This window comes from Salmonella sp. A29-2 (genome assembly GCF_020150755.1).
In the GTDB taxonomy this organism is placed as follows: domain Bacteria; phylum Pseudomonadota; class Gammaproteobacteria; order Enterobacterales; family Enterobacteriaceae; genus Salmonella; species Salmonella enterica.
The window spans coordinates 875,442-888,185 of record NZ_CP083731.1 but is presented as its reverse complement, the minus strand read 5'-3'; the positions used below and the strand labels follow the sequence as shown (position 1 = coordinate 888,185).

The 12,744-nt window shown below is 53.1% G+C and carries 12 protein-coding genes; 3 read left to right on the top strand and 9 right to left on the bottom strand.

All coding sequences use genetic code 11. The features are described from left to right. Positions 1-72: 72 nt before the first annotated feature. The 9 genes from recC to rppH form a co-directional block, all read right to left on the bottom strand. Complete coding sequence (gene recC, locus K8W53_RS04330; RefSeq protein ID WP_023194895.1) at positions 73-3,444, bottom strand: exodeoxyribonuclease V subunit gamma; 3,372 nt, start codon at positions 3,442-3,444, stop codon at positions 73-75. Positions 3,445-3,459: 15 nt separating this feature from the next. Next, positions 3,460-3,780, bottom strand: a complete 321-nt coding sequence (locus tag K8W53_RS04325; RefSeq protein ID WP_000019294.1) for a prepilin-type N-terminal cleavage/methylation domain-containing protein — start codon at positions 3,778-3,780, stop codon at positions 3,460-3,462. Then, positions 3,765-4,172 carry a DUF2509 family protein gene (locus tag K8W53_RS04320; protein WP_023224522.1) on the bottom strand — a complete coding sequence of 136 codons (408 nt, stop codon included), beginning with the start codon at positions 4,170-4,172 and terminating at the stop codon, positions 3,765-3,767. Before K8W53_RS04320 ends, K8W53_RS04325 begins: the two co-directional genes overlap by 16 nt. Then, positions 4,169-4,732, bottom strand: a complete 564-nt coding sequence (locus K8W53_RS04315; RefSeq protein ID WP_000029152.1) for a prepilin peptidase-dependent protein — start codon at positions 4,730-4,732, stop codon at positions 4,169-4,171. Before K8W53_RS04315 ends, K8W53_RS04320 begins: the two co-directional genes overlap by 4 nt. Then, on the bottom strand, positions 4,723-5,193 hold the full coding sequence (locus K8W53_RS04310) for a prepilin peptidase-dependent protein (RefSeq protein ID WP_000744668.1): 471 nt from the start codon (positions 5,191-5,193) through the stop codon (positions 4,723-4,725). The genes K8W53_RS04315 and K8W53_RS04310 overlap by 10 nt, the downstream gene beginning before the upstream one ends. Before the next feature lie 184 nt (positions 5,194-5,377). Next, the gene (gene thyA / locus K8W53_RS04305; RefSeq protein ID WP_000816247.1) at positions 5,378-6,172 is read right to left on the bottom strand and encodes a thymidylate synthase; all 795 of its coding nucleotides are present in this window, start codon (positions 6,170-6,172) and stop codon (positions 5,378-5,380) included. Between the two features lie 6 nt (positions 6,173-6,178). Continuing rightward, complete coding sequence (gene lgt / locus K8W53_RS04300) at positions 6,179-7,054, bottom strand: prolipoprotein diacylglyceryl transferase (RefSeq protein ID WP_000204645.1); 876 nt, start codon at positions 7,052-7,054, stop codon at positions 6,179-6,181. Between the two features lie 215 nt (positions 7,055-7,269). After that, positions 7,270-9,516: a phosphoenolpyruvate--protein phosphotransferase gene (ptsP, locus tag K8W53_RS04295; protein ID WP_000957888.1), complete on the bottom strand. Its 2,247-nt coding sequence runs from the start codon at positions 9,514-9,516 to the stop codon at positions 7,270-7,272. A 12-nt stretch (positions 9,517-9,528) separates the two neighbouring features. Continuing rightward, positions 9,529-10,059, bottom strand: coding sequence for an RNA pyrophosphohydrolase (gene rppH, locus K8W53_RS04290; RefSeq protein ID WP_000564481.1), 531 nt, complete (start codon positions 10,057-10,059; stop codon positions 9,529-9,531). Between the two features lie 682 nt (positions 10,060-10,741). Here rppH and mutH point away from each other — a divergent pair. From mutH to K8W53_RS04275, 3 genes are all read left to right on the top strand, one after another. After that, positions 10,742-11,437 carry a DNA mismatch repair endonuclease MutH gene (gene mutH, locus K8W53_RS04285; RefSeq protein ID WP_001274930.1) on the top strand — a complete coding sequence of 232 codons (696 nt, stop codon included), beginning with the start codon at positions 10,742-10,744 and terminating at the stop codon, positions 11,435-11,437. Between the two features lie 181 nt (positions 11,438-11,618). Then, positions 11,619-12,332, top strand: a complete 714-nt coding sequence (locus K8W53_RS04280; protein WP_000895635.1) for a TerC family protein — start codon at positions 11,619-11,621, stop codon at positions 12,330-12,332. 169 nt (positions 12,333-12,501) lie between these two features. After that, positions 12,502-12,720 (top strand): YgdI/YgdR family lipoprotein, encoded by a 219-nt coding sequence (locus K8W53_RS04275; protein WP_000758662.1) that lies wholly within the window; start codon positions 12,502-12,504, stop codon positions 12,718-12,720. Positions 12,721-12,744: the final 24 nt, after the last annotated feature.

Sequence of the window (12,744 nt, the reverse complement as noted above, 5' to 3'; positions counted from 1 at the left end):
TTTATCAGTAATCAGTCCGTGACGAAGAGCGCATCATAGTCGAAGCCTTTTAATGGCGCGATTTTCATACAATCAACGAGACTGATTAAAACGAAACAGCGGTAACAGGTAATGCCGTGACTGCGCAATGATAGCCTGCAACGTTTCAGATTCCAGCTGACGCCAAAGACGTTGATACCAGATATCTTCGCCTTCGCCGCTCACCATCATGTTGCCTTCATAAGCCTGTAAAAACTTTGTCCTGGCCTTCTGTAAGGTATCATCGTCGTCTAACATGACATCATTTTCAGCGTCATAACAGGCTTTTATCCATGCGCCGCCGCTTTCCGGCAGTACCAATAGCGGAGAAGACATGCCTTCCCGGTAGCCTTCAATCAGTTGCGCCAGGTAAGCCATTGCCTGCGTTTTATCAAGAGGCGGAAATCGCCACTCTCCCTCTTTGCGCAAAAACAGGCGACTTTCGCCACTCCCGCCGCTGGCACAATAGACAAGGTGTTCCAGCCAAAGTTGCACACCTTGCGCAACGCTGATTAAAGCGGGACGCCAGCGCAATAATCCATCCTCCTGTACCTGCGGTAGCCAGCCGGTTAGCTGAACGCCATTGCAAAGCAGATCCACTTCCAGGCTTTGGCTCGGCTTACGGCAGGCGATGACCCGGCTTGCCAGTTGCTGCATCTCCTGACATTGCGCATCCCAGAATATTTCGCCAAACGCGCCATAAGGCAACTCTCCCGCAGCCCGGAAACGGCGGAACAAGCGTTCGGCATCGTCCTCTTCAACCAGCGTATTGAGCAACTGTTGGTTAAGTTGATATCGCGTCAATCCCTCTAATTCAAACGGTTCCGCATCAGGAATCTCACTCTCTTCCGAGCGGAAATTAACCTGAAGCCGCATCTGAAAAAATGCGCGTACCGGATGGGCCCAAAAACGCTGCAGACTTTCCAGAGTCAATGTTTCCGGCATCGTAAAAGGAAGCGGCTGCACAAAGTCAGAATGCGCTTTCCCCGACTGACTCGCCGCAGGCAACCACTCTCTGGCATAACTTTGCTGTTCGCCGGGTTGGTAATTTTGCGCATCAAAAGGCATACGGGTATGCAGACGCGTAATATGCGCTTTGACTCGTGCTTCGCTCTCATCACAGGTCAGCGTTTCGTCGCCCGGCAAATAGTGGCTTTGCCCGATGTAATCCACCAATTCTTGCACCAGTACAGAGGGAAAGCGTTCGCTATTATCCTGGATGGAGCGACCGATGTAGCTGATATACAGCGTCTGCTGCGCCGAGATTAACGCTTCCAGAAACAGGTAGCGGTCATCGTCGCGACGGCTACGATCCCCGCGCATGGGTTTTTGGCTCATCAGGTCAAAGCCCAACGGCGCAAGCTGGCGCGGGTATACGCCGTCGTTCATTCCCAGCAGGCAAACGACTCTGAACGGAATGGAACGCATCGGCATCAGCGTACAAATATTGATGGGGCCCGCCAGGAAGCGCTGGCTAATACGTTCCTGATCCAGACGCTGCGCCAGTTCATCCCGCAGTAGCGAAATCGGTACCGCATCGCCATATTCCGCCGCGACACCTTCGGCGATAATGGCCTGCCACTGCTGTTCAATCAATGTCATTGCCGCTTCCGTGTCCGCATCGGGCAGGAAGAAATCATTGAGCATGTCGCGACAAACGGGCAACCACTCTTCCAGCGGTCGCTCCTGCGCCAGACCGCGCCGCCAGATATTAAGCTGCATCAGCAGCGAAGCCAGATGCCCGACCAGCTCAGCAATCAGACCGCTGGATTCGTCATAAGGCAGAACCGACTGCCACTCGCCCTGGGCGCTTTCCATCGCATACCCCAGCAGCATACGCGTCAGGCCAAATTGCCATGTATGCTGCCCCGTGGCAGGAAGTTCCAGCTCTCGTACGTTGTCATCGTCAATTCCCCAACGAATGCCTGACTCATTGACCCACAAGCGCAAATAACGCAACCCTTCTTCGTTGATCGTAAAGCGGGCAGCCAATACCGGTACGTCTAACAACGCCAGAACATCCTCGGAGACAAAGCGGCTGTCCGGTAACGAAAGTAGGCTGATAAATGCCTGTAACACCGGATGTGACTGACGCGCCCGCCGATCGGAAATGGCATAAGGCAGATAGCGCTCCGTTGGCGCGCTACCAAATACCGCCTGGATAAACGGGCTATAGCTGTCAATATCAGCCACCATAACGATAATGTCGCGCGGCGTTAGCGTCGGATCGGCTTCCAGCATCGCCAGCAGGCGATCGTGCAGTATCTCCACCTCGCGCTGCGGGCTGTGACAAACGTGAAAAGAGAGACTGTTATCCTCAGGATCGAGCAGACGCTTATTGTCGCTGCGTGAATACTCCTCAAGATTTACGCCCGCCACCGCATGGCTTTCCAGTTCAAGAATATCCGCCTGAATCCGATGCAAAAGATTATCTGGCGTAATATCAGCAAACGCATCCAGCTCCTGGCTATTTTCCAGTTCAGATAGCAGGTAGATATAATCCCGTCCCAGTTTTCCCCATGAGGCCAGTAGCGGATTACCGATATCCTGTTCACCGTCGCTGTTAAATAAGGCTTCCGGATTCTGGTTTTCACGGAACAACGGTAAATGACGGTCTTCAAAACTGTGACGACGCTGGCGAGCCATAAGTTTTGCCAGCCAGGCAGGGTCTTTAATGTCCCCCCAGTAATACCGACACGGATTAGTAAAAAGGAGATGGATTTCAATATGTTTACCCAGCGCCTGCAATGCTCTGAGATACACTGGCGGTAACGCGGAAATGCCGCAAATAAAAACGCGGGACGGCAACCCTGGCGGGCAGGCGGTCGCGCTCTCCAGCGTTTGAATAAAGCGTTGGTAGAGATTGGCGCGATGCCAGCGCGGCTGCCCCAGCGCGGCGGTATATTCCACCAATGCTTTCCACAGCGGCGCCTGCCAGTTTTGCGCCTCCCCCAGACCTTCCACGGTTTTTCCCGCTTCCCACTGCGTAAGCCAGTCAGGCCGATAAACCAGATACTGATCGAACAGGTCGGCGGCGCGCGCGGAAAGCTGAAAGAGTTTGCGTTTATCGGTGTCGTCGGTCAGATAATGGCGCAGCAGTACAAACTCATCCTTATCCAGCAACTGCGGCAGCAAGGTCATCAGTTTCCAGCTCATGCTTTGTTTGCTGAAAGCGCTTTCTTTGGGGATATCCGGCAACACGCGAACAAACATCTCCCAGATAAAACTCGCCGGTAACGGAAAAGCGATATTCGCCGCAATACCAAACTTTTGTGAAAGGGTCATCTGCAGCCACTGCGCCATACCCGTGCTTTGTACCAGAATCATTTCTGGTTCAAAGGGATCATCCAGCCGCTCGCGTTCGACGATGAATTCCATCAACGCTTCCAGCACATCCAGACGATTGGAGTGGTAGACCCTTAACATAATTACTCCTGACGATTAACGATTTGGACAATGCAAGCGCGTCATCTGCCCCTGCCTGCCAGAGGGTGAAACCATCGTGACGCTGATGCTGACACATCCCGATTGCGTTGTCTGCATCCGGTTGGCCTTCCAGCCTTCAGCAGGCGAAAATGGATACAGCGCCGTTTGCTGCCACGCCTGCCGCCAGATCTGAAGATACTGGTGTCGTAATGCAAAACTGTGCATTAATACCCGCTGATAGCCTGACAGCGCGGTGACGATCATTACCATTAGAACCATCGCCACTAAAACTTCCGGGAGGCTAAACCCGCGTTGTAAATTCAGGGGATGCGACATAACGCCACCTCTTTTAACGGACAAAAATCGCTCCAGCCGTAGGGAGAAAAGACAATGCTTCCCTGAATGACGTTGCCCAAACGCCATAACGTCATGCCATCATCTTGCGCCGCCATCACCACCTCATCCCCCGATAATCTCCGCAAACAGACCCTCGCTCCTGAAGGGGAATAGCGCCGACATTCCATTTCGGTTACGCCTGACCATAGCTGCCCCCGCCCCCATTCCAGCGCCGACTGTACGAGCGCCTGGCGTTGTATCGCCATGCTCTGCGTCGTCACGCGGGCGGCATAGCTGGCCTGCTGCTGATTTACGCCTTGCAATAGCAGACTACCCAGAATCAGTATTAAAAGCGCCAGTATTAGCGAAGAAGCGCCACGTTCCCGATTCACAGATTAAATCCCGTTACGCTGTATTGCGCGTCAATAGCCGTCTGAGGCTCGGCTTTGCTGGCGCCGCGCAGATGCAGCATGAGCACTGGCGAGAATCCCGTTATATCCCGGCGCTCAACGGTAAACGCCGTGATGAGTACCGTATTGGGATCGGTCATTTTTTCCCATCCCTTACCCTGGCAAGATGTTGCTCCGCGTAATGTCTCCAGAACGTTATCCTTCACACGAAACCCGGTCTGGTCGGCCTCTTTCGCCGGTATGGTATCCCAGACACCGTTATTATTCCCGTCCCACTGAACGATGACGCATTGCCCCTGTTCGGCAAGATGTAACCCTTCGCCAATACAGTGGCCATGACAGTAACCCGCACGTTGAAGATGCTTCGCTACGGTATAGGTTCGCTGCCAGATTTCATCTTCCAGCGATAACTGTCGCGTGTTGTGCCAGATCTCACGCTGTAACGCCGGTAAAAATCGTGCGGACCCAAGCAGTAAAATGGAACCTATCGCCATCGCCAGCACAACTTCCAGTAGCGAGAACCCCCGCGTGGTTATTGACACGTGGCGGCCTCGTTACGCTCGCATAGCCTGATTCGCCCCCAGGAGGAGACGACCAGACGCCACTCTCCGGCAGCGTTTTTCAGTACGATGTGCCCTGCCCATGCCGTATTGCGCAGGCCAAAGAAGGCTAACGACGGCGTGATATCGGCAAGGACGACATCACGCCAGTCGGGCGTAAACACAAAGGGGGAAGATGGCGTACACGATGTTTGCGTAGCAACAGAGCTGACAAAGCACCATGAACCGCCTTCGCTGACCACGCGAAGAATGTGATCGCGGTTATGCCAGTGAGCGTCCTCACGAAGTTGCAGCAGGTAATCCCGCACCTGACATGCGGTTTGCCACAGGCGCTGTTGCTGCTGCCAGCGTTGCCAGCCATAAAGTCCTGTGGCGCTGAGAATGATAATGAGCGACATCGCGACCACCGTTTCAATGAGCGTATAGCCCTGTTGTTTTTTCATGTCGGCAGTATGGCGGGCGGAAGAAAAATAACGAGCGCCAAATACAGATTGTTCGGCGCGTTACGGAAAAAAGTTCATGTCTTGCAGCGCGTTGCAAAATTTCAGGAATCCGCGCCGAAGATTGAGACGAAGGGTAAAAAAAACCGACGCGCAATGACGTCGGTTATGGCAGGATCGTCAGCGCTTAGATAGCGACCGGCGCTTTAATACCGGGGTGCGGATCATAGCCTTCAATTTCGAAATCATCGAACCGGTAGTCAAAAAGCGAATCGGGTTTACGCTTAATGACCAACTTCGGCAGCGCGCGCGGTTCACGGCTTAATTGCAGGTGCGTCTGCTCCATATGGTTGCTGTACAGGTGCGTGTCGCCGCCGGTCCAGACAAAATCGCCGACGTCCAGGTCGCACTGTTGCGCCATCATATGCACCAGTAACGCGTAGCTGGCAATGTTGAACGGCAGACCGAGGAACACATCGCAGGAGCGCTGATAAAGCTGACAGGAGAGTTTTCCATCTGCGACATAAAACTGGAAAAAGGCGTGACACGGCGCCAGCGCCATCTTATCCAGCTCGCCGACGTTCCACGCAGAAACGATAATACGGCGAGAGTCCGGGTCGTTTTTAAGCTGGCTTAAGACCGTGGCGATCTGATCGATATGGCGGCCATCCGGTGTTGGCCATGCACGCCACTGCTTCCCATAAACCGGGCCTAAATCGCCGTTCTCATCGGCCCATTCGTCCCAGATGGTGACATTATTTTCGTGCAGGTAAGCGATGTTGGTATCGCCCTGCAAAAACCATAGCAGTTCGTGAATAATTGAACGTAAATGGCAGCGTTTTGTCGTCACCAGAGGAAAGCCTTCCTGCAGGTTAAAACGCATCTGATGGCCAAAAATGGAAAGCGTGCCGGTGCCGGTACGGTCGTTTTTCTGTGTGCCTTCATCCAGCACTTTTTGCATCAGTTCTAAATACTGTTTCATGGTTCCTCAGGAAACGTGTTGCTGCGGGCGGCGGCGATATGCCCAAACCATCATGATCGCGCCAGCGATAATCATCGGGATAGAGAGAATCTGCCCCATGCTGATGTACTGTACCCACGCGCCGGTAAATTGCGCGTCCGGCTGGCGGAAGAATTCAACAATGATACGAAACGCGCCATAGCCAATCAGGAATAATCCGGAGACTGCGCCCATCGGACGCGGTTTGCGAATAAAGAGATTAAGGATGATAAACAGCACCACGCCTTCTAATGCCAGCTCATACAACTGGGAAGGGTGGCGCGGCAATACGCCGTAGGTATCAAAAATAGGCTGCCATTGCGGATGTGACGGCAGCAGCGCAATATCTTCCGCGCGTGAGCCAGGAAAGAGCATGGCAAACCGGAAGTCAGGATCGACGCGCCCCCACAATTCACCGTTGATAAAGTTGCCCAGACGCCCGGCGCCCAGGCCGAACGGAATTAACGGCGCAATAAAATCAGACACCTGAAAGAACGAGCGCTTCGTGCGCCTGGCGAAGATAATCATCACCAGTATCACGCCGATAAGCCCGCCGTGGAAGGACATGCCGCCGTCCCAGACGCGGAATAAATAGAGCGGGTTATCCAGAAACAGAGGGAAGTTATAAAACAGGACATAGCCAATACGCCCCCCCAGGAAGACCCCCAGGAAACCTGCATAGAGTAAATTTTCAACTTCGTTTTTGGTCCAACCGCTTCCCGGACGGTTAGCGCGACGCACCGCCAACCACATCGCGAAAACGAACCCCACCAGATACATCAAGCCATACCAGTGAAGCGCGACGGGCCCAATTGAGAAAATGACCGGATCAAAGTCCGGAAAATGCAGATAGCTACTGGTCATCTGTCACCACAATTTCTTGTTATTTCGCTGAAGAGATAGCGATTGATAAGCGCGCCTGCGCGTTGCAGACGCTCCAAAGGTGCGAATAATAGCACAAGGGTTAAAAGCGAGATGCCGATTACCGTTAAAAGATATGTATACGCATTGTCTTACACCTTGCAGGCGTGTTGTCTGCGCCGTGAATCCACAGTCACTCTCTTTTCCCGCTCCAGTCGTTACAACCCTCCTCGAATCAATCCCCCCATCCCGCGGCGCTCCATAAACGCCGCAACCTGATGACGCACTTCGGTCGCCATCTGCGCCTCAAGGCTGCGTCTGGCAAGGGTTTGCGCGTCTTCAAAATCGATATGCCGCAGCAGATATTTCACACGCGCTACCGAACGGCCATTCATCGAAAGATGGCGATATCCCAGACCGATAAGAATCGCCACGCACATCGGATCGCCCGCCATCTCGCCGCACAAGCGAAGATCGAGACCATTTTTTTCGGCTTCCTGCGCGATCATGGACAGTGCGCGCAGCATAGCCGGATGCAGACTGTCGTAAATACTGGCCACGCGGGTATTGTTGCGATCTACCGCCAGGATATATTGCGTTAAATCGTTGGTGCCGACCGAGATAAAGTCGATCCGGTTAGCCAGATGCGGCAGCATAAATACCATTGACGGTACTTCCAGCATAATGCCGATACGCGGTTTCGGGATCGCATAGCCGATCATCTCCTCGACCTCGCGCCCGGCGCGTTCGATCAGACGCCGCGCTTCATCGACTTCATCAATACTGGTGACCATCGGCAGCAAAATGCTGAGGTTGCCAGTCGCCGCATTGGCGCGCAGCATCGCGCGGACCTGGATCAAAAAGATCTCCGGCTGATCCAGCGTAATGCGGATCCCGCGCCAGCCCAGACACGGGTTCTCCTCGCTGATCGGCATATAGGGCAGTTGCTTATCCGCTCCCACATCCAGGGTCCGCAGCGTCACCGGTTTATCGTTAAACATTTGCAGCATCCCTTGATACTGCGCCACCTGCTCTTCTTCCGAGGGAAACCCGCTTTGCAGCATAAAGGGAATTTCAGTACGGTACAGGCCGATACCGTCGATCCGACTGCCTAACTTTTCCTCATGCTCGGGACTGAGCCCGGCATTCAGCATCACTTTGACTCGCTCGCCGCTTTTCAGTTGGGCGGGAAGATTGACGTCGTCCTCCGCCAGACGACTGAGTTCTATCTCTTCACTAATGAGCCGCTGATATTCCTGAATAAGCACGGGTTCAGGATCGACCAGTAATTCACCGCGATAGCCATCCACCACCAACGTACGGCGATGTAGCACCGAAGGTTGGATATCAGCGCCCATGACGGTCGGGATACCGAGCGCGCGCACCATAATCGCCGCATGCGAGTTTGCCGCGCCGTCGCGCACCACAACGCCCGCCAGCCTGTCCTGCGGCAGCTCCGCCAGGGTGGTCGCCGACAGCTCATCCGCGACCAGAATAAAACGTTCCGGCCAGGCGTTTGGCCCCTGAACTGAATCATCAAGGTGGAATAACAGCCGCTGCCCCAGCGTGCGTAAGTCTCCCGCACGTTCTTTGAGGTAGTTATCGGTTAGCGCCGCAAATTGCTCGGCAAATTTTTCGATGATTTTTTTAACGGCCCACTCCGCAACAGCGCCTTTGTCGACCTCGGCGAAGAGTTCGCGACGCAGTCTGGCATCTGAAAGCAGGTGTGAGTACAGATCGAAAATGGCCGCCGTCTCTTTTTGCGCGCCGGCGGCAAAGCGTTTGCTGTATCGTCGGAACTCGTTCGCCGCCTCTTCCAGCGCGCCGGTCAATCGTTCGCGTTCAAGAGAGGTATCCAGCGTAGACGCTTCGTAAACCTGTTCCATCAGCGGCATGGTCGCGTCTTGCCAGCCCGTTGCGATAGCCACGCCCGGCGCCGCAGGAAGCGCGCGGATTCGCGTCTGCCGGTATTGCCCGAACAGCGCTGTGACCTGCGACTGTGACAGGATAGCCGCCATCTGCGTAGCGAGCGTGACGAGGAAAGACTCTTCGCTTTCATCGTACTGGCGCAATTCGCGCTGCTGTACGACCAGCACGCCGAGAAGTTGGCGACGCTGAATGATCGGCACGCCGAGAAACGCGCGAAAACGCTCCTCTTTTACCGAAGGAATGTATTTAAAGCTGGGATGTTTTTGCGCATCGGCAAGGTTAATGGGTTCCGCCAGTCTGCCCACCAGACCGACGATCCCCTCATCAAACGCAAGCGCAACGGTTCGACCACGCGGTTTTTTCAACCCCCGCGTCGCCATCAGGTAATAACAGCGTCGGTCATGATCGGCCAGGTAAACCGAGCAAACCTCAGTATCCATCGCAAGACAGATATCCGTGACCAGAATATTCAGCGCCTCGTTCAGACGCGGCGCACTGGCCACTTTTTCGACTATTTCGCGCAGGCGAGTGAGCATAATTTGCGTGGCTTAACCTCTTTTACGTCGATAAGCAGGCGCGCTTTGTAGCTTAGGGGGATTATCCTGAAGCGCCATGACAACACTTGCAAACTCTTTCATTACCCTGCGGTAGACATCGCGTTTAAATGACACCACTTGTCGAACCGGATACCAGTAACTTACCCAGCGCCAGCCGTCAAACTCCGGCGTACTGCTGGTTTGCATATTGATTTCGGCGTCGGCGCTCATTAACTGCAAAAGAAACCACTTTTGTTTCTGGCCGATACATACCGGCTTTGTGTCCCAACGCACCAAACGTTTTGGTAACTTGTAACGCAACCAGTTGCGAGTAGAAGCAAGGATCCGCACATCTTTACGGCTTAACCCAACTTCTTCAAACAGTTCCCGGTACATCGCCTGTTCTGCCGACTCCCCTGGATTTATCCCGCCCTGCGGGAACTGCCAGGAGTGCTGACCAAATCGCCGGGCCCACATCACCTGCCCCTGACGATTACAAATTACGATACCTACATTTGGGCGGTAGCCATCGTCATCAATCACCGGACTACCTCAACATAAACCTTATATATGAACGATTGTTTCATACTCCAGTGAGGCGGTAAACCACTCTGTAATAGTGACACAGCCTAATAACAATTGAATAACTCACAGTAAATAGCCGAGTTATAAACAGATGATGACGCCCTTGCGCCATTTTATTCACCTTTTCTGTGGATATAGTTGTGAAGAAGTATGGAATTACCACGGGAAAACCCAGAACAGTCTGAATTCCTCATGCGGAAAACAGTAAAAATAGTGCCTTATATTCATTGTGTTATAGACAAATCTTACATGCCACCTTCATAAAGCGTGACAAGCATCACATCTAAGATCCTTATGCTGATGAAAGATCAACCAGCGTCGGTTTTATCCACAGATTGTGCCAATAACTTACGCACTATTTGTCTGAATTTTCGATTTTCGTCGCACGTCAAGGCTGTAAATGGAAACAGTAGTGGCGGTTTTACACAGTTATCCCAACTTTCTGTGGATAACATAGTGTAAGATCCTGTTTATTGTCAGTGACCAGAATTGGAAAACCCGCTTCAGCGTTGCGCAACACGAAGAAACAACACAAAAAAGGCAATAAAAATCAGTCTATTGAATATAAGACACAGAAAAAGATAAACTCTGCCCATACGGTATAAAATCACTGCTCATTTTTTGACCTAAGGTAATTGTCATGTCCGCTCTTTGTCCGCTACTGACTCCGCCTGCTTCGGAAGCATTGCTGTTAGCCCAGGCGCGGCAGCTTTCCGGCTATACGTTAGGCGAGCTGGCGGCGATGGCCGGCATTACCACGCCTAAAGATTTGAAGCGAGACAAAGGCTGGATCGGCGTCTTGCTGGAGATCTGGCTCGGCGCCAGCGCCGGGAGCAAGCCGGAGCAGGATTTCGCCGCGTTAGGCGTAGAACTGAAAACCATCCCGGTGGATAGTCTGGGTCGTCCTCTGGAAACAACCTTTGTTTGCGTGGCGCCGTTAACCGGTAACAGCGGCGTGACCTGGGAGACAAGTCACGTACGGCATAAATTGAAGCGCGTGCTATGGGTGCCGGTCGAAGGCGATCGCAGCATACCGTTAGCCGAACGCCGCGTAGGTTCGCCGCTACTCTGGAGTCCGAGTGAAGAAGAGGACAGGCAGCTACGCCTCGACTGGGAGGAGCTGATGGACATGATAGTGCTGGGCCAGGTGGAACGCATTACCGCCCGTCATGGCGAAGTCTTACAACTGCGGCCCAAAGCCGCCAATGCCAGGGCGCTCACCGAGGCTATCGGCGCGCGCGGGGAACCTATTTTGACGCTACCGCGTGGATTTTATCTGAAAAAAAATTTTACGCAGGCGCTGCTGGCTCGCCATTTTTTATTGCAGAATCCGTAACGTCCGCTACGCGCAACTGCGCCTCCGCTATGGCTACGCATCGGACCGGCGCCGGATAAACGTAAGCGTATTGTCGCCGCTATTTTACACCGTTCCTGGTTGCGCAAATTCAGCCTGGGCTTTCGCCCGTCACTCGACGGGCCTATAATTACCGCTTCTTTTTTTGGCAGGACTTTGTTCGATGTTATTTGCATGGATAACCGATCCCAATGCCTGGCTGGCGCTCGGTACGCTGACGCTGCTGGAGATTGTACTTGGGATCGACAACATTATTTTTCTTTCTCTGGTGGTAGCAAAACTTCCTACGGCGCAACGAAACCACGCACGGCGGCTTGGGTTGGCGGCGGCGATGGTTATGCGCCTGGCGCTGCTGGCGTCAATCGCCTGGGTCACTCGGCTGACTAATCCGCTGTTTGAGCTTTTCGGCGAAGCGATTTCCGCCCGCGATCTCATTCTGTTACTGGGCGGGTTATTTTTAATCTGGAAAGCCAGCAAGGAGATCCATGAGTCCATCGAAGGCGAAGAAGAAGGGTTAAAAACCCGGGTTTCTTCTTTCCTGGGCGCAATAGTACAGATTATGCTGCTGGATATTATTTTCAGCCTTGATTCAGTTATTACAGCGGTTGGCCTCTCCGATCATCTGTTTATTATGATGGCGGCAGTCGTTATTGCCGTGGGCGTCATGATGTTTGCGGCACGGCCCATCGGCGAGTTTGTCGATCGTCATCCGTCGGTAAAAATGCTGGCGCTCTCCTTTCTGATCCTGGTTGGCTTTACCCTGATTCTGGAAAGTTTCGACGTTCACGTTCCGAAAGGGTATATCTATTTCGCCATGTTCTTCTCTATCGCAGTAGAGAGCCTGAACCTGTTGCGTAATAAAAAGAATCCGCTGTAATCCTGTCTCGCTCCCCCGCCGGGGAGCGAATACTCACTTTATTTCCTTTCTTCTCACAGATTAAGATTTTGCTGCTTCCGACATGCAGAGCTGCGCGTTATTACTAGACTATTATCAGACATATGATTAACAGACTATTATCAGATGCAGGCTATGTGAGGACAAACGGATGAAAAAGTGGGCAGTTGTAATTTCCGCAGTAGGGTTGGCTTTTGCGGTATCCGGATGCAGCAGCGATTATGTAATGGCGACGAAAGATGGTCGTATGATCCTGACCGATGGAAAACCGCAAGTTGACGATGATACCGGTCTGGTCAGCTATACCGATGCACAGGGAAACGAGATGCAAATCAACCGTGACGAAGTGTCTCAAATCATCGAACGTTAAGCGGTGGCCTGTGATCGAGGTCAG

Excerpts from the sequence above, each read along its gene's own strand:
- recC (WP_023194895.1), bottom strand. The coding sequence starts at position 3,444 with ATGTTAAGGGTCTACCACTCCAATCGTCTGGATGTGCTGGAAGCGTTG.
- K8W53_RS04325 (WP_000019294.1), bottom strand. The coding sequence starts at position 3,780 with ATGTCGCATCCCCTGAATTTACAACGCGGGTTTAGCCTCCCGGAAGTT.
- K8W53_RS04310 (WP_000744668.1), bottom strand. The coding sequence starts at position 5,193 with ATGAAAAAACAACAGGGCTATACGCTCATTGAAACGGTGGTCGCGATG.
- thyA (WP_000816247.1), bottom strand. The coding sequence starts at position 6,172 with ATGAAACAGTATTTAGAACTGATGCAAAAAGTGCTGGATGAAGGCACA.
- lgt (WP_000204645.1), bottom strand. The coding sequence starts at position 7,054 with ATGACCAGTAGCTATCTGCATTTTCCGGACTTTGATCCGGTCATTTTC.
- ptsP (WP_000957888.1), bottom strand. The coding sequence starts at position 9,516 with ATGCTCACTCGCCTGCGCGAAATAGTCGAAAAAGTGGCCAGTGCGCCG.
- mutH (WP_001274930.1), top strand. The coding sequence starts at position 10,742 with ATGTCCGCTCTTTGTCCGCTACTGACTCCGCCTGCTTCGGAAGCATTG.
- K8W53_RS04280 (WP_000895635.1), top strand. The coding sequence starts at position 11,619 with ATGTTATTTGCATGGATAACCGATCCCAATGCCTGGCTGGCGCTCGGT.
- K8W53_RS04275 (WP_000758662.1), top strand. The coding sequence starts at position 12,502 with ATGAAAAAGTGGGCAGTTGTAATTTCCGCAGTAGGGTTGGCTTTTGCG.